Origin of the sequence: Sphingomonas sp. NY01, from assembly GCF_038809135.1 — a bacterium.
Lineage (GTDB): Bacteria > Pseudomonadota > Alphaproteobacteria > Sphingomonadales > Sphingomonadaceae > Sphingomonas > Sphingomonas carotinifaciens.
Map to the genome: position 1 here is coordinate 858,155 of NZ_CP101722.1, position 15,573 is coordinate 873,727.

At 67.7% G+C, this 15,573-nt stretch carries 15 protein-coding genes; 2 read left to right on the plus strand and 13 right to left on the minus strand.

The genetic code is table 11. From position 1 onward, the window contains the following. Nucleotides 1-1,533 carry a proline--tRNA ligase gene (proS, locus tag NPJ82_RS04240; protein ID WP_342658448.1) on the plus strand — a complete coding sequence of 511 codons (1,533 nt, stop codon included), beginning with the start codon at nt 1-3 and terminating at the stop codon, nt 1,531-1,533. A gap of 234 nt (nt 1,534-1,767) precedes the next feature. Here proS and NPJ82_RS04245 read toward each other — a convergent pair whose 3' ends face one another. The 5 genes from NPJ82_RS04245 to NPJ82_RS04265 are packed head-to-tail and all read right to left on the minus strand — an operon-like array spanning nt 1,768 to nt 5,976. Further along, the gene (locus NPJ82_RS04245; protein ID WP_149682078.1) at nt 1,768-2,064 is read right to left on the minus strand and encodes a hypothetical protein; all 297 of its coding nucleotides are present in this window, start codon (nt 2,062-2,064) and stop codon (nt 1,768-1,770) included. Nucleotides 2,065-2,116: 52 nt separating this feature from the next. Then, complete coding sequence (locus NPJ82_RS04250; RefSeq protein ID WP_342658449.1) at nt 2,117-4,345, minus strand: VacB/RNase II family 3'-5' exoribonuclease; 2,229 nt, start codon at nt 4,343-4,345, stop codon at nt 2,117-2,119. 31 nt (nt 4,346-4,376) lie between these two features. Further along, nucleotides 4,377-4,823 (minus strand): cytidine deaminase, encoded by a 447-nt coding sequence (locus NPJ82_RS04255; RefSeq protein WP_342658450.1) that lies wholly within the window; start codon nt 4,821-4,823, stop codon nt 4,377-4,379. Next, entirely contained in the window at nt 4,820-5,494 is a 675-nt protein-coding gene (locus NPJ82_RS04260; protein WP_149682075.1) for a GH25 family lysozyme, read from the minus strand. Before NPJ82_RS04260 ends, NPJ82_RS04255 begins: the two co-directional genes overlap by 4 nt. Continuing rightward, entirely contained in the window at nt 5,494-5,976 is a 483-nt protein-coding gene (locus tag NPJ82_RS04265) for a UPF0262 family protein (protein ID WP_267349361.1), read from the minus strand. Before NPJ82_RS04265 ends, NPJ82_RS04260 begins: the two co-directional genes overlap by 1 nt. A 101-nt stretch (nt 5,977-6,077) precedes the next feature. On the opposite strand from NPJ82_RS04265, the gene NPJ82_RS04270 reads away from it, so the two are divergent. Next, a complete protein-coding gene (locus NPJ82_RS04270) occupies nt 6,078-7,571 on the plus strand; it encodes a replicative DNA helicase (RefSeq protein ID WP_112382166.1) in 1,494 nt (497 codons plus the stop codon). Between the two features lie 28 nt (nt 7,572-7,599). Here NPJ82_RS04270 and NPJ82_RS04275 read toward each other — a convergent pair whose 3' ends face one another. The 8 genes from NPJ82_RS04275 to NPJ82_RS04310 form a co-directional block, all read right to left on the minus strand. Further along, nucleotides 7,600-8,700 carry a TonB family protein gene (locus NPJ82_RS04275; protein ID WP_342658451.1) on the minus strand — a complete coding sequence of 367 codons (1,101 nt, stop codon included), beginning with the start codon at nt 8,698-8,700 and terminating at the stop codon, nt 7,600-7,602. A 36-nt stretch (nt 8,701-8,736) separates the two neighbouring features. Continuing rightward, nucleotides 8,737-9,489: a phosphoadenylyl-sulfate reductase gene (locus NPJ82_RS04280; protein ID WP_342658452.1), complete on the minus strand. Its 753-nt coding sequence runs from the start codon at nt 9,487-9,489 to the stop codon at nt 8,737-8,739. After that, nucleotides 9,482-9,928 carry a DUF934 domain-containing protein gene (locus NPJ82_RS04285; RefSeq protein ID WP_342658453.1) on the minus strand — a complete coding sequence of 149 codons (447 nt, stop codon included), beginning with the start codon at nt 9,926-9,928 and terminating at the stop codon, nt 9,482-9,484. The genes NPJ82_RS04280 and NPJ82_RS04285 overlap by 8 nt, the downstream gene beginning before the upstream one ends. Beyond that, complete coding sequence (locus tag NPJ82_RS04290) at nt 9,921-11,546, minus strand: nitrite/sulfite reductase (RefSeq protein WP_342658454.1); 1,626 nt, start codon at nt 11,544-11,546, stop codon at nt 9,921-9,923. The genes NPJ82_RS04285 and NPJ82_RS04290 overlap by 8 nt, the downstream gene beginning before the upstream one ends. Further along, entirely contained in the window at nt 11,546-11,842 is a 297-nt protein-coding gene (locus NPJ82_RS04295; RefSeq protein ID WP_112382171.1) for a DUF2849 domain-containing protein, read from the minus strand. The genes NPJ82_RS04290 and NPJ82_RS04295 overlap by 1 nt, the downstream gene beginning before the upstream one ends. Next, nucleotides 11,839-12,630, minus strand: a complete 792-nt coding sequence (gene cobA, locus NPJ82_RS04300; RefSeq protein ID WP_342658455.1) for a uroporphyrinogen-III C-methyltransferase — start codon at nt 12,628-12,630, stop codon at nt 11,839-11,841. Before cobA ends, NPJ82_RS04295 begins: the two co-directional genes overlap by 4 nt. Nucleotides 12,631-12,701: 71 nt before the next feature. Then, a complete protein-coding gene (gene astD / locus NPJ82_RS04305) occupies nt 12,702-14,114 on the minus strand; it encodes a succinylglutamate-semialdehyde dehydrogenase (protein WP_342658456.1) in 1,413 nt (470 codons plus the stop codon). Nucleotides 14,115-14,192: 78 nt separating this feature from the next. Then, nucleotides 14,193-15,554: a YdiU family protein gene (locus tag NPJ82_RS04310; RefSeq protein WP_342658457.1), complete on the minus strand. Its 1,362-nt coding sequence runs from the start codon at nt 15,552-15,554 to the stop codon at nt 14,193-14,195. Nucleotides 15,555-15,573 lie beyond the last annotated feature (19 nt).

Below are 15,573 nucleotides of genomic sequence, written 5' to 3' on the forward strand. Positions count from 1 at the left end.
ATGAAACACGCGCTTTCCGTCACCCGCGAGCAGGATTTCGCCGCCTGGTATCAATCCGTCATCACCGAGGCCGATATGGCCGAGGATTCAGGCGTGCGCGGCTGCATGGTCATCCGGCCCTGGGGCTATGGCATCTGGGAACGTATCCAACGCCTGCTCGACGACCGGATCAAGGCGACGGGGCACGAGAATTGCTATTTCCCGCTCTTCATCCCGCTCTCCTATTTTGAAAAGGAGGCCGAGCATGTCGAGGGTTTCGCCAAGGAGATGGCGGTCGTCACGCACCACCGCCTGATCCCGAACGGCAAGGGCGGGTTGATGCCCGATCCGGAGGCGAAGCTGGAGGAGCCGCTGGTCGTGCGCCCCACCTCCGAAACGGTGATCGGCACCGCCTTTTCGCGCTGGGTGCAGTCGTGGCGCGACCTGCCGGTGCTCATCAACCAGTGGGCGAACGTCGTGCGCTGGGAAATGCGCACCCGCATGTTCCTGCGCACCGCCGAATTTTTGTGGCAGGAGGGGCATACCGCGCATGCCTCCGCCGAGGAGGCCAAGGGCGAGACGCTGAAGATGCTGGAGGTCTACCGCTCCTTCGCGGAGGATTGCCTGGGCGTCCATGTCATTGCCGGCGAGAAGCCGGAGAATGAACGCTTCCCCGGCGCGGTCGAGACCTGGTCGATCGAGGCGATGATGCAGGACGGCAAGGCGCTGCAGGCGGGTACCAGCCACTTCCTGGGCACCAACTTCGCGCACGCGCAGAACATCCGTTTCCAGAATGCCGAAGGGCAGCTGGAACTGGCGAACACGACGAGCTGGGGCGTGTCGACCCGGATGATCGGTGCGGTCATCATGGTGCACGGCGACGACGACGGATTGCGCGTGCCGCCGATGATCGCGCCGTGGCAGGTCGTGATCGTCCCGATGCTGCGCGACCAGCCCGAGGATGCCGCGATCGTCGATTATGCCCGCGAATTGCAGGCGCAACTGGTGAAGCAGTCCGCACTGGGCGAGCCGATCCGCGCGATGGTCGATGCACGACCTGCCAAGGCAGCGACCAAGCGCTGGGGCTGGGTGAAGAAGGGCGCGCCGATCGTCATCGAGATCGGTGGCCGCGACGTGGCCGGCGGCAACGTCTCGGTCATCCGCCGCGACCGCCTGTACCGCGAGGATGGCAAGCTCGACTCGCAGGTCGTCGCGCGCGACGCCTTTGTCGGTGAGGCCGCGGCGATGCTGGAGGATATCCAGGCGACGCTGCATGCCCAGTCGATCGAGAAGCTGCGCGCGAATATCGTCCCCGTCGACGACTGGGCCGGCGTCGAGACGCATTTCGCCGAGGCGGCGAAGAATCCCGGCTGGGTCGATGTGCGCTGGTCCAAGCCGACCGGTGCCGCGCTCGATAGCGTGGTGGAGCGGCTGAAGGCGCTGAAGCTGACGATCCGCAATGCGCCCGCCGGCCAGACGGGATGCGATGACGGCCCCTGCATCTTCACCAGCGCGCCTGCGGTGGAGCGCATCCTGATCGGCCGCGCTTACTGATCGGCAAACCGGTCCCGGCGAAAGTCGGGCCTGATCGCTCTCACCCTTCGCCGCCTTCGGCGTCTTTCCCTCTCCCGGTGGGAGCATCGGGTGAACAGTGCCCCGCACTGTTCAGGTCATGCCGGGGGCATAACCGACCCGATGCTGGAGGGAGCGGCACAGCCGCGGAAGGGTGAGGGCGACCGCGCTTGATTATCGGAAAACGGCTTGTCCTCCGGGCCTTCACCGATGCGGCTATTCCGCGATCGCGGACATCAGCAACACCGTCATGATCGTGCCGATCATGCCCGACAGGGCCGCCCAGAGCGCGGCCCTTCGCCGCCGCAATGCGCCGCGAAAGCCTTCCAGTCGCTGTGCGTCGAGATAATACAGGCCGGGCTTGGCCTCCACCACGGCGCCGAAACGCACCATGCGCCGCAGCATCCGCGCATCCGCCCCGCCATCCAGCGCGACCGCCCGCGCCGGCAGCGTCGCGCCGGCCCCGACCAGCGCCTGCACGATCCTGCGTCTCGAATGTTTCGCCTTGCTCATCACGCCCCCGATGCCCCGGCCTGCCGATAGCATCGCCGGGGCAAAGAGGCTATTAACGCCGGCGCCCGTTGTGCCGGATGTTGCCGGGGCGTCCACGCCGCTTCAGCACGCGGGGATGGCCGCGCCCGCGCCTGCCGTCGCGTTCCGGTAGCGCGCCGCCCCCGCCGCCTTCGGGCAGTTCGAAGCGCAGCGCACCGGAAACCGGATTGGCCTCCGCCAGTCGCAGCGACAGGCGCTGGCCCAGCGTATATTGGTCGCCGCTATCCTCTCCGGTCAGCGTCCGGGCCGACTCGTCATAGCGGAAATACTCGCCACCCAGGTCGCGAACCGCCAGCAGGCCATCGCCGCCAATGCCCTCCACCGTGGCGAACAGACCGTAATTCTGCACGCCCGTCACCCGCACCTCGACGATGCTGCCGATATGCTCGGACAGATAGGCCGCGACATAGCGGTCGATCGTCTCGCGCTCGGCCTCCATCGCGCGGCGCTCCAGCCGGCTGATCCCCTCGCCGATGCGATCCATCTCGGCCGGATCGGGCTTCACACCGCCGGGGCCAAGCGCATAGGCGGCGACCAGCGCGCGATGGACGACCAGATCGGCATAGCGCCGGATCGGCGAGGTGAAATGCGCATAGCTGCCCAGCGACAGGCCGAAATGCCCGTGATTGGCCGGCGCATAATAGGCCTGGGTCTGGGTACGCAGCACCTGTTCCATCACCTGCGGGCGGAAATCGGCATCGCCGACACGCTCCAGCACCCGGTTGAACGTCGCTGGGCGGATCACCTGTCCAAGGGTGAAGGCGACGTCGAAGGTTTCCAGATAATCCTTCAGCGCCGCCAGCTTCTCGCGCGAGGGCGGTTCGTGGACCCGGTACATGACGGGCGCCTTGCGCGCTTCCAGCGCCTTGGCCGCCGCGACATTGGCGGCGATCATGTAATCCTCGATCAGGCGGTGCGCATCCAGCCGCTCGCGCGGCGCGACCGACAGGATGCGGCCCTTCTCGTCCAGCACCACGCGGCGCTCCGGCAGATCGAGGTCCAGCGGCTCGCGCGCATCGCGCGCCTTGGCGAGTGCTGCCCAGCAATCCCATAGCGGGCGCAGCGCCGTCTCGGTCAATGCATGTGGCACCGTGCCGTCGATCGCCGCCTGCGCGTCCTCATAGGCGATGTTGGCGGCGATGCGGACAACGGCACGGCTGAAGCGCCAGCCCTTCAACGTGCCGTCCCGGCCGACCTGAAGGTGGCAGGCGAGCGCGGCCCGGTCTTCGCCTTCCTTCAGCGAACACACCTCGGCGGACAGGATTTCGGGCAGCATCGGCACGACGCGGTCGGGGAAGTAGACCGAGTTGCCGCGGCGCCGGGCGTCCTGATCCAGCGCGGAGCCGGGGCGTACATAGAAGCTGACATCGGCGATCGCGACCACCGCCTTCCATCCGCCGGGATTGGCGGGGTCGTCGTCGGGGGCGGCCCAGACCGCATCGTCATGGTCGCGCGCATCCGCCGGGTCGATCGCGACGATGGGCAGCGCACGCAGATCCTCGCGGTCGTCGCCCAGCGGCTGTGCGGCGACACGTGTCGCTTCCTCCAGCGTCTCGGGCTTGAACTGGTCGGGGATCTCGTGGCGGTGGATCGCGATCAGCGAGAAGCTGCGCGGGGCGAACGGATCGCCCAGCCGCTCGGTCACGCGCACCGTGACGCGCGGCGGGCGCCCTGCCTTTTCGGCCAGCACCAGGTCGCCGGGACCCGCATCGCCCGCGTCGGCGACGAGGAATTCGCGCCGTTCCTTCTTCTCGACGCCGGTCAGCCACAGCCGCCCGCCTTCCTCGCGCAGCACGCCCAGCACCTGCTCCGACGCACGCGGCAGCGTCTTCATCGGATGCGCGGTCCACCCCCGCTCGTCCTGCTCGGTCCGCGCCAGCACCCGGTCGCCGATCCCAAGACTGCCCCGCTTGCGCTCGCGCACCCTCAGGCGCGGCGGCGCCGCGTCCTCGGCCTCCCAACGCTCCGGAACGGCCCAGATAGTGCCGGCATCGTCAACATCGGCGATGCGCAGCACCGTGACGCGGGGCAGTCCGCCCATGCGGTGGAAGGCGCGGCCGGGGGCACTGTCGATCAGCCCCTCGTCTCCCATGTCCTTGAGCAGCGCCTTCAGCGCGATCTTGTCCTGCGCGACGAGGCCAAAGGCGCGCGCGATCTCCCGCTTGCCGGCGGGCTGGTCCGATGTCTCGATAAAGGCGAGGATCTGTTCGCGGGTGGGCAGGCCCTGTTTCGGCTTCTTCATCGTGACGAGATAGGGGGGCGGGGGGCTTACGTCACCCCATGCCCAGATCGGCCGGGCCGAAAGCGTCGGGCAGCAGCTCGGACAGGCGGTAGCTGCGGACCGCATCGCCCTCTGCCGATCCGCAATGGACGGGCAGGTCGACGCCGCCCAGTTGCGCGGCTTCGTTCAGGACCTGGCGGCAACGGCCACAGGGGCTGACCGGGGTGGTGCCGGTCGCGCGGCCCGTCCCGTCCATCGCCCCCCCGATCACCCCGACGGCGACCACCTCCCGGATACGGCCCGCCGCACTGGCGGTAGCGACGGCCACCGTCTCGGCGCAGAGCGACAGGCCGTAGCTGGCATTCTCGACATTGGCACCGGTGACGATGCTGCCGTCCTTCATCAGCAAGGCGGCACCCACCGCGAAGCGCGAATAGGGTGCATGCGCGTGGACGGCGGCAGCGCGGGCGGCGGCGATCAGCGTTTCGGCTTGGGTCATGGGGCGACGACGTTCCAGTTCACGGGGCCTTCCACGCCGTCGATGCGGCGGAAGTCGGTGGCACGCCACATCCGCCAGGGGCGGGCGGCATAGTCGGGTTCCAGCATGTTGCCCATCGCCCAGATCGGACGCGGCAGCGCACCGGACAGCTGGTAATCCGCGTCCACGGCCTTCGACACGCGCAGCAGCACCGGCTTGGCGAGATGCGTTTCGACCCGCTGGATGAAGTGCTGCAGATCCTCCACCAGTTCGGCGCGTTCGGGCCGTGCGGTGCAATCATCATGATAGCTGATGTCGATCGCGGCGGGCAAAGCGTCCCCGGCGCGGGGCACAAAGGTGTTGAAGGCGTTGGCCTGCGCCAGTGCATCCTGGCATAGCGAGAAGAGGTGCACCGCCCCGCGCCGCATGCCGGCATCGGGCAGTGCGGCCCAGTTCGCCTCGAACGCCGCATCACGGCGATCCGCGCCCGAGGTCGCGACCAGATAGGCGAAGTCCGCGCCGTTCGCACGCAGCGTCTTCCACTCCACCGGCGGCGGGTTTTCGGGCAGATCGATGCCTTGCAGTGGATATCGTTCGGTCGGGGGATGCCAGCCGGTCGCATAGCTCCAGCCGCCGACCCCGAGCCCGCCGAGTGCTGCCAGCGCAGCCCCGAATCGCAGGAGAAGACGCATCAGCCGCGGATATGCAGGACGCAGAGCAGAGTAAACAGGCGACGCGCGGTATCGAAATCCACCTCGATCTTGCCGGCCAGCCGTTCCTTCAGCATTTCCGCCGCATCGTTGTGCAAGCCGCGCCTCGCCATGTCGATCGTCTCGATCTGCTGCGCACTCGCCTGCCGGATCGCCTGGAAATAGCTGTCGCAGATGGCAAAATAGTCGCGGATCGGGCGGCGGAAGCGGCCAAGGGCGAGGACAAGGGTTTCGATATGCGTGCCGTCCTCGCGGTGCATGTGGATGCCCAAGCGGCCTTCCTCGGATTCCAGTTTGATCCGGTAGGGGCCGGCATAGCCGTCCGCCTGTGGCCGCTGCGGCGCGAAGTAGTTGGTCTCGATCAGGTCGAAGATCGCGATCCGCCGCTCCTGCTCGATGTCGGCCGAGCGCCAGCCCAGGCTGTGCTCGTCAAGATCGACGCTGATGATCCGCGGGTCCGCCATCATGGATTGTTGCGATAGACACGATCCAGACCGCCTGCAATCGCGGCCATTCGCCGCAATCTCGCTTGAGTGGCGCGGGCTGCCGGGTCTAACGGGCGGATATGGCCACCCTTGCATTCCCGACCCCTGCCGCCGCTGCCGAACCGCAGCAGCTCCCCCGCAACGTCGAGGCCGAGGCCGCGATGCTCGGCGCGATGATGATCGACAACCGGCTGGCGGACGACCTGGTCGACCGGCTGGAGCCCATCCACTTCTTCGAGCCGGTCCACGGCCGCATCTTTGCGGCGATCAAGACGCTGCGCAGCAACGACATGCTGGCGACCCCCGTCACGCTGCGCCCGATGTTCGACGCCGATGAGGGCATGAAGGAACTGGGCGGCCCGGCCTATCTGGCCAGCCTCACCGGATCGGGCGCCGGCCTGATCGGGGCGCGGCAGTTCGCTACGCAGATCTATGATCTGGCGATGCTGCGTTCGCTGGTGCAGGTGGGCCGCACGCTGGTCGACCGGGCGATGGATACGTCGGAGGAGGTGAACCCGCGCGCGCAGATCGAGCTGGCGGAGAACGAGCTGTACAAGGTGGCGGCCGACGGGGGGGCCGAGGGAGCGACCAAGACGTTCGCGCAGGCGACGACGATCGCAGTGAAGATGGCGGAACGCGCGCTGAATTCCGGCGGGCATGTCTCGGGCATCACCACGGGTCTCGACTCGGTCAACGCCAAGATCGGCGGCATGCATCATTCGGATCTGATGATCCTTGCCGGCCGCCCGGGCATGGGCAAGACCTCGCTGGCGACCAACATCGCGTTCAACGCCGCCCGCCGTTGGATGCGCGACATGCAGGACGGTATTCCGCCGGCCGAGTCGGTGGGCGCCAAGGTCGCCTTCTTCAGCCTGGAAATGTCGGCCGACCAGTTGGCGACGCGTATCCTGGCCGAACAGTCCGGGATCAGTTCCGAATCGCTGCGCATGGGCAAGATCAGCCGCAGCGAGTTCGCGCAGCTGGCGGCCGCCGCGGCGGAGCTGGAGCAGTTGCCGCTGTTCATCGACGATACCGGCGGCCTGTCGATCTCCGCCCTGCACACCCGCGTCCGCCGGTTGCAGCGGCGGCACAACAACCAGATCGGCCTGGTGGTGGTCGACTATCTTCAGTTGCTCAGCGGATCGGGCAAATCGTCCGAGAACAACCGCGTGCAGGAAATCTCCGAAATCTCACGCGGCCTGAAGACGCTGGCCAAGGACATGAACGTGCCGGTGCTGGCCCTGTCGCAGCTCAGCCGCGCGGTGGAGCAGCGCGAGGACAAGCGGCCGATGCTGTCGGACCTGCGCGAATCGGGATCGATCGAGCAGGACGCGGACATGGTGTGGTTCGTGTTTCGCGAGGATTATTACATGATGCAGCGCGAGCCGAAGCGACCGATGGAGGGCGATGACGGCAAGGTGTTCGAGGACCATTCGCGCTGGGCGAGCGAGGTGGAGCGGGTGTACGGTCTGGCCGAGCTGATCGTCGCCAAGCAGCGCCACGGTGCGACCGGCAAGGTGGTGCTGAAGTTCGATCCGACGATCACCCGCTTTACCGACTACGCGGGGTATTGAGGGCGCAGGGAGACAGAGGCAGCCGCCCTTAAAGAGCGGATGCCTCTTCGTCGGTCGGCCCCATGCGGAAGACGACCTTGTCCACGCAACCGACGCGCCCGGCCTGCGACGGCGCCTTTCGTGCCGATCGCAGGACCTGAAGCGCCTGTTGACCGAAATCCTCGCTGGGCTGGCTGGCCAGCACGCGCAGATTGCCGAGTTCGCCCCAGGGCGCGACATCGAAGGCGACGATCGCCCATCCCTCGATCGATCGCTTGCTATAGGCTTCGGGATAGGTCAGCCGTGGCTGTGTCGCGTACGTGTCGTCGCTTGCGTCGCAGTTGCTCGTTGTCGGGCGAAGCGACTTGGTGTCGGGTGAGGGGGGCGCCGCCAGCCGCATCGGCGCGCGCCAATAGGGATACACGCAGCCTGCACGCGCGCCGCCGCTATGACGGGATGCGCGCATCGCTTTGACGCTTGCCGCATCCAGGGCGGCGTTGCCGGTGCTGTAGAGCGTGCGGACGTTTCGCGTCCGGCCGCGTGCGTTCTGGTCATAGGTCACCATCGACCAGTCGCGCGATCCCGGTGTCGCCGGAATCTTCTGAAAATCGGGATAGACCTGCACCAGAGGTGGCGGGAGCGGCCTGTCTGCGCAGTTGCCGTTCATGGTGAAGATGCGGTTCCAGCCAGACCAAGGCAGCGCGCCATCGGGACGGTACAGCGAGTAGGAGACCAGGTCTTCCACCGGCGTATCCGTCATCGCGGTCATTCGGTGCGTATAGGTGATCCGGCATCCTGCGCGGGCGTCGCCCGCCGGAAAGCGGCTGGCGGCGAGTGAGGGCAAGACATCTTCTGAAAACGGGCGAAATTCCGGGGACACCCGCCGGATCGACAGCGGACGGCCTGCCTGGTCGATGTCGAACGAGACGGCGAGGCTGGCGATCTGCGGCATCGATCCGCTCCAGCCAAGACGGGTCAAGGGGCGTCGCATCGTCACGGGGCCGACCACGGCGCCATCGCACTGCACCGTTCCGGGCATCCAGGCGACAAGCGGGCGATCACCGTCTGGCGCAGGTGGCACGTCGAAGGGCGCCGCCGCGCCGACGGGATGCGCCGCCAGTGCGGCGGCGAGCATGATCGATCCTCTCATACCGCCAGTCTGCATCCGTCCTGTGACGGCCACAAGTCAGCGTGGCGAGAGTTCGCTCACCGGCTGGTGGATGCCGCATTCCACCTTGCCCATGCCGCGCCAGCGGCCGGCTCGGGCGTCTTCGCCGGGCTTCACCGGACTGGTGCAGGGCGCGCAACCGATCGACAGATAGCCCTGCGCTTCGAGCGGATGGCGGGGCAGCGCATGGATCGCGAAATAGGCGTCGAGATCGGCCTTCGCCCAGTTGGCGAGCGGGTTGATCTTCAGGCGCCCGCCATCCGCTTCGAAGCGGGGCAGGGCGGTGCGGGTGCCGGCCTGAAAACCCTTGCGGCCCGAAATCCAGGCGTCGAAGGGGGCGAGCGCGCGAGCCAGCGGCTCGACCTTGCGCAGGTCGCAGCAGCCATCGGGGTCATAGCCGTGGCGAATGCCCTCGCGGTCCTTGATGGCGAGCAGATGCGGATCGGGGCGAAAGACGCGCAGCGCGGTCAGCCCCAGATGCTCGACCAGCATGTCGCGATAGGCAAGCGTCTCCCCGAACATCTTTTGCGTGTTGGTGAAGAGTACGGGAATGCCCGGATCGACCGCGGCGACCATGTGGAGCAGCACCGCCGACTCCGCACCGAAGGACGACACCGCCGCGACCCGCCCGGCCAGTTCGCCGGTCAGCAGCTCGGCCAGCATCGCTGGCGCGGGCACGCCGGCAAAGCGCGCCTGCATCCGGGCGGCGTCGGCGGGCGTGAAGGCCGGTGCGGTATCGATCGCGTCGATCGTGCGGGCGGCTTCAGCCATGGCGCAGCTTCCACACGGGCACGCGCGCATCGGCAGCGGCCTGATAGGGCGTGGGATAACGCGACAGGCTGCGTTCCAGCACCGCGGCATCGATCGGCGTCTCGGGCGCGAAGCTGTCGAACCCGCAGCGGCGCATGTGGGGCAGTTGATCGACCAGCACGTCGCCGGCGGCGCGCAATTCGCCCTCATAGCCCGCTTCGCGCAGGATCCGTGCGGCGGAATAGCCGCGACCGTCGCGATAGGTGGGGAAGCTGACCTCTACCAGCGCGATCTGGCCGAGATGGGGGATCAGGACGCGCGCATCGTCGCCCGCTTCCAGCCGGACCGCGGTGGCGTTGGTCTGGCTGGCGAACGCGTCGAGCGTGACGGCGGGCTCGTCATGCGGCTCGTCGTCGCGGAAGCGCAGCAGCGCGTCGGTGTTGCCGGCCAGATCAGCCATAGATCGCTTCCTTGAAGGGCTGCATGCCGACGCGGCGATAGGTGTCGAGGAAACGCTCGCCCTCTTCGCGCACCGCGATGTAGCGGTCGGTGACGCGCTCGATCGCATCGACCACGCCGTCCTCGTCGAAACCGGGACCGGTGATCTTGCCGAGCGACACGTCCTCCGCGCCCGAACCACCGAGCAGCAGCTGGTAATTCTCGGTGCCCTTCTTGTCGACGCCGAGGATGCCGATGTGACCGGCATGATGGTGGCCGCACGCGTTGATGCAGCCCGAGATCTTGAGCTTCAATTCGCCCAGTTCGCGCTCGCGGCCGGAGAAGCGCACGCCGATCTTCTGCGCCAGGGGGATCGAGCGGGCGTTGGCCAGGCTGCAATAATCGAGCCCGGGGCAGGCGATGATGTCGGAAATGAGGTCGAGATTGGCCTCGGCCAGTCCGGCATCGCGAAGCTGCTGCCAGATGGCGTGCAGGTCGGCCTTGCGGACATGCGGCAGCACGATGTTCTGCGCATGGGTGACGCGCAGTTCGTCGAAGCTGTAGCGTTCGGCCAGGTCGGCCATCAGGTCGATCTGGTCGGCGGACGCATCGCCGGGAATGCCGCCGATCGGCTTCAGGCTGATCGTGACGACGGCGTGGCCGGGCTGCTTGTGCGCGGATACGTTCTGGTCGAGCCAGACGGCGAAATCCGGATCGCTGCGATCCACCATATCGGGCGCGTCGGCGGCGAAGGCGGGCGCGGCGAACATCGCCGAGATACGTTCCAGCTCGGCGACCGGCGGGTCGATGCCGAGGTCGCGGATCTGGGCGAACTCTTCCTCGACCTGACGGCGATACTCGTCCGGGCCGATCTCGTGCAGCAGGATCTTGATCCGCGCCTTGTAGATGTTGTCGCGCCGGCCATAGCGATTGTAGACCCGCAGGCAGGCCTCCAGATAGCTCATCAGATGGTCGGCGGTGATGAAGTCGTTTACCTCGTGCGCGATCATCGGGGTGCGGCCCATGCCGCCGCCGACGAAGATCTTCGCGCCCAGCTGGCCGTCCCGCTCCAGCAACTGGATGCCGATATCGTGCAGGCGCATTGCCGCACGATCCTCGTCCGCCGCGATCACCGCGATCTTGAACTTGCGCGGCAGGTAGGTGAATTCCGGATGGAAGGTCGACCATTGGCGGATCAGCTCCGCCCAGGGACGCGGATCGGTCACCTCGTCGGCGGCGGCGCCGGCGAACTGGTCGGACGAGATGTTGCGGATGCAGTTGCCGCTCGTCTGGATGGCATGCATCTGCACCGTCGCCAGCTCGGCCAGGATATCGGGTGCGTCGGCCAGCTTGATCCAGTTGAACTGGATGTTCTGGCGCGTGGTGAAGTGGCCGTAGCCGCGGTCATATTTCCGCGCGATGTGGCCGAGCATGCGCATCTGGCGCGCGTCCAGCGTGCCATAGGGTACCGCGATGCGCAGCATATAGGCGTGGAGTTGCAGATAGAGGCCGTTCATCAGCCGCAGCGGCTTGAACTGATCCTCGGTCATCGCGCCGGACAGGCGACGCTCTACCTGGTCGCGAAATTCCTCGACGCGGGCGTCGACGATGGACTGGTCGTATTCGTCATACTGGTACATCAGATCACCCAGCTTCCCGCCTGCGGATCGGCGGGTTTCAGCGTCAGGTCGGGGCGCACGGTGGGGCCGAGCGCGCGGATACGGTCCTTGATATGCGCGGGGCGGGGGCCGTCGGGGCCTGCCTCTGCATCGATCAGATAGGGGACGTTGACGCGGCGCGCGCCTTCCTCCGCCTGCAGGATCGCCTCGCCACCGGTGCCGACGTCCACCGCATCCTCGACATGGCGCGACCAGCTTTCGCCGGTCCACCACACCACATCGCCCGAGGCGAGATCGTTTCCGGTCAACAGCTTCATGCCGACAGTCCTTCGGCCACCCGCGCCCATCCGGCAAGCCGGTCCTGTGCATCGGAGAGTTCCACGACCTCGCCGACGACGATGATCGCGGGGCTTTGCACATTCTCGCGGCCGACCATGGCGCCCAGATCGGCGAGCAGCGTCTTCAGCGCGCGGTGACCCTCCAGCGTGCCCTTTTCGAGCACCGCGACGGGCATGTCGGGCGCGACGCCATCGGCGATCAGCTTGTCGGCGATCGCGTCCGCGGTCGCCACGCCCATATAGATGACGAGCGTGCGGCCCTGGCCGGCAAGGCCCGACCAGTCCTGATCGGTCAGCCCCTTGCACTGGCCGGCGACAAAGGTCACCGCCGAGCTGTGATCGCGGTGGGTGAGCGGCAGCATCGCCTCCGCGGCGCAGCCGAGCGCGGCCGATACGCCGGGAATGACCTCGACGGTCAGGCCGGCGGCGCGCACCGCCTCCACCTCCTCGCCGCCGCGGCCGAAGATGAACGGGTCGCCGCCCTTCAGCCGGACGACGATCGCGCCGGTCTTCACGTGCGCGACGATCAGCGCGTTGATCGCCTCTTGCGGCAGGGTGTGGCGGGCGCGGCGCTTGGCGACCGAGATGCGGCTGGCCCCGGCCGGTGCGATGTCGAGCACGCGGGGATCGATCAGCCCGTCATGGACGACGACATCCGCGGATTTCAGCGCCTCCACCGCGCGCACGGTGAGCAGGCCGGGATCGCCGGGTCCGGCGCCTACCAGGATCACGCGTCCCCGCGCGGTCGGATCGAGAAGCGTAGCCATGATCGTCCATGTGGCGCGACATGGGCGGCGCGGCAATGCACCGATGCTTTGGCAGGCCTTAGCGCAACTTGTTACGCATCGCGCAGGCCGACGCCAAGGCTCGCGCGGGCCGAGTCGGCTTCGCTGCTGACCACCGGATAGGCGCAATAGTCCGCGGCGTAATAGGCGCTGGGGCGGTGATTGCCCGACCAGCCGACGCCCCCGAACGGCGCGTTGGAGGCCGCGCCGTTGGTGGGTTTGTTCCAGTTGACGATGCCGGCGCGGATGTTGGCCCAGAAGCGGTCGTAGAGGCCGGGGGTCTGGCTGACCAGGGAGGCGGAGAGGCCGTAGCGGGTGGCGTTCGCCTCCGCGATCGCCGCGTCGAAATCGTCGACCCGGCTGACCTGCAGGATGGGGCCGAACAGTTCGATGTCGGGCCGCTCCGCCATGCCGGTCACGTCGATAATCGCGGGCGACAGGAAGGGGCGGGCCGGATCGGGGCGTTCGAGGTGACGGATCGGGCGGCCGCCGCGCATCAGCAGCGCAAGAAAGCTTTCGCCCAACTGGTCGGCGACGTCATTGTCGATGACCGGACCCATGAAGGGGGCAGGCTGGTCATGCGGCGCGCCGACGATCAGGCGCCGGACAAGGCCGCACAGCGTCTCGATTAGCGGGTCGTACAGGCGGCTTTCCACGATCAGGCGGCGCGCGGCGGTGCAGCGCTGGCCGGCGGTGGTGAAGGCGGACTGGATGACCAGCACCGCGGCGCTGTGCAGGTCCGGCGTGTCCCACACCACGATCGGGTTGTTGCCGCCCATTTCCAGCGCGAGGATCTTTTCGGGGCGGTCGGCGAACAGGCGGTTGAGGGCGAGGCCGGTGCGCGCCGAGCCGGTGAAGAGCAGCCCGTCGATCCCGGCATGTTCGGCCAGCGCCTTGCCCTCCGCCGGGCCGCCGATCAGCAGGCGGATGCAGCCTGCGGGCACACCGGCCTCGCGGTAGCAGTCGACCATGAAGGCGCCGACCCCCGGCGTCTTCTCCGACGGCTTGAACACCACCGCATTGCCCGCGATCAGCGCGGGAACGATGTGGCCGTTGGGGAGGTGCGCTGGAAAGTTATAGGGGCCCAGTACCGCCAGCACGCCGTGCGGCTTGTGGCGGACCGCGATGCGCGCGCCCATCGGCTGTTCCATCCGGCGCTGCGACGTGCGATCCGCATAGGCGGACACCGAGATATCGACCTTGGCGACGACCGAGTCCACCTCGGTGCGCGCTTCCCACAGCGGCTTGCCGGTTTCGCGGGCGATCAGGTCGGTAAAGGCGTCCGATTTGGCGCGCACGACATTGGCGAAGCGGCGCATCGTCTCGATCCGGAAGGCGAGCGGGCGGGCGGCCCAGCCGGCCCAGGCCTCCCGCGCGGCGGCAACCTCCACGTCCGCGGTGCCGACCGCGAACCGCGCCAGTTCCGTCCCCGTTGCGGGTTCGAAGGAGATCAACTCTTCGGCCATTCCTGCCCCTCTTGTTGCGCGTATCGGTAGGGGATCGGGGGATGGGGGGCAAGATTGCGTGGCACGGCGCCGGGCGGCTCAGGCGAGCGCCTCCCCCATCACGCGGATCGCCGCGATCTTCGCATGCAGCGCGCTCCAGTCGTCCGCCGCGTCGATCGGCGCCCAGATCGCCTCCACCTCGTCGATCAGCATCGAACAGGGTGCTTCACGGTGCCAATAGGGGTGGGTGCGGGGTTTGCGGGGGGTGTAGCACTGGAGGGCGGCGCGCAGGTCGTTCCATGCGTCGTCGTAGGAGTCGGGGAGCGGGCCGCCGAAAGCGTCGAAGAAGACGCGGTCGATGCCCGCATCGGTGGCGCGCAGGGTACGCTCCAGCGTCTGGACCAGCGTGCGGTCCTCGGTCTCGCCGCGGGGGCGGACGCCGAGGCGCCAGAGCAAGGCGTCGCGGATGGCGACCTGATAGCGCTCGGCAAAGCCCTGCAACGCAGCGATCAGCGGATCGCTTTCGGCAATCAGGCGGAGTGAGGCGGCCAGTTGCATCACGTCCCAGTGGATCGCCTCGGGCTGGCGGGCAAAGGCGTAGAGGCCGGCATGGTCGAAATAGGCGGCGGTGAACTGCGGGTCCCAGGTCGGCGCGAAGCGCCACGGGCCGTAATCGAAACTCTCGCCGGTGACGTTGATATTGTCCGAATTGAGCACGCCGTGAACGAAACCCGCCGCCATGTAGCGCGATGCCAGCGTGGCGGTACGCTCCACCACCAGCGTGAGCAGGCGGACGGGATCGTCGCCATCCTCGCCGTAGAGGTTCGTCAGCACATAACGGACGAGGCGGCGCATCGCCTCCTCGTCGCGTTCATAGGCAAGGCGCTGGAAGGTGCCGATGCGGACATGGCTGTGGCTTTGCCGGACAAGGACGGCGCCGCGGGTGGGCGAAGGCTCGTCGCCACGTTCCAGCGCCTCGCCCGTCTCGATCAGCGACAGGGTGCGCGAGGTGGGCACGTTCAACGCTTCCAGCATTTCGGTCGCGAGGATTTCGCGGACGCCGCCCTTCAGCGTCAGGCGACCGTCGCCGAAGCGGCTATAGGGCGTCTGTCCCGAACCCTTGGTGCCGAGATCGATCAGGCGGCCCCGGTCGTCGCGCATCTGTGCAAAGGTGAAGCCGCGACCATCGCCGATGTCGGGATTGTAGGAACGGAACTGATGACCGTGGTAGCGCAGCGCCAGCGGTTGCGGCAGCGTGCCGGCCAGGGGCGCGAAGCGGCCGAAATGGGCGATCCATTCGGCATCGTCCAGCCCGTCCAGACCGACCTCCGCGGCGGCACGGTCGTTGCGGAAGCGCAGGATCGTTTGAGGAAAGTTCGCAGCCTCCACGGGATCGTAAAAGGCAGGGCCGAGCGTCAGGATTGCGGTTTCGGGGCGATATGCTTGCGGGGAAACGGGCATGCCGCGATATGGTGACGCC

Coding starts and splice junctions, on each gene's coding strand:
- NPJ82_RS04250 (WP_342658449.1), bottom strand. CDS start 4,345: ATGAAGAAGCCGAAACAGGGCCTGCCCACCCGCGAACAGATCCTCGCC.
- NPJ82_RS04245 (WP_149682078.1), bottom strand. CDS start 2,064: ATGAGCAAGGCGAAACATTCGAGACGCAGGATCGTGCAGGCGCTGGTC.
- NPJ82_RS04280 (WP_342658452.1), bottom strand. CDS start 9,489: ATGGCTGAAGCCGCCCGCACGATCGACGCGATCGATACCGCACCGGCC.
- NPJ82_RS04295 (WP_112382171.1), bottom strand. CDS start 11,842: ATGAAGCTGTTGACCGGAAACGATCTCGCCTCGGGCGATGTGGTGTGG.
- NPJ82_RS04290 (WP_342658454.1), bottom strand. CDS start 11,546: ATGTACCAGTATGACGAATACGACCAGTCCATCGTCGACGCCCGCGTC.
- NPJ82_RS04310 (WP_342658457.1), bottom strand. CDS start 15,554: ATGCCCGTTTCCCCGCAAGCATATCGCCCCGAAACCGCAATCCTGACG.
- NPJ82_RS04285 (WP_342658453.1), bottom strand. CDS start 9,928: ATGGCTGATCTGGCCGGCAACACCGACGCGCTGCTGCGCTTCCGCGAC.
- NPJ82_RS04260 (WP_149682075.1), bottom strand. CDS start 5,494: ATGCGTCTTCTCCTGCGATTCGGGGCTGCGCTGGCAGCACTCGGCGGG.
- proS (WP_342658448.1), top strand. CDS start 1: ATGAAACACGCGCTTTCCGTCACCCGCGAGCAGGATTTCGCCGCCTGG.
- NPJ82_RS04265 (WP_267349361.1), bottom strand. CDS start 5,976: ATGGCGGACCCGCGGATCATCAGCGTCGATCTTGACGAGCACAGCCTG.
- NPJ82_RS04255 (WP_342658450.1), bottom strand. CDS start 4,823: ATGACCCAAGCCGAAACGCTGATCGCCGCCGCCCGCGCTGCCGCCGTC.
- NPJ82_RS04275 (WP_342658451.1), bottom strand. CDS start 8,700: ATGAGAGGATCGATCATGCTCGCCGCCGCACTGGCGGCGCATCCCGTC.
- cobA (WP_342658455.1), bottom strand. CDS start 12,630: ATGGCTACGCTTCTCGATCCGACCGCGCGGGGACGCGTGATCCTGGTA.
- astD (WP_342658456.1), bottom strand. CDS start 14,114: ATGGCCGAAGAGTTGATCTCCTTCGAACCCGCAACGGGGACGGAACTG.
- NPJ82_RS04270 (WP_112382166.1), top strand. CDS start 6,078: ATGGCCACCCTTGCATTCCCGACCCCTGCCGCCGCTGCCGAACCGCAG.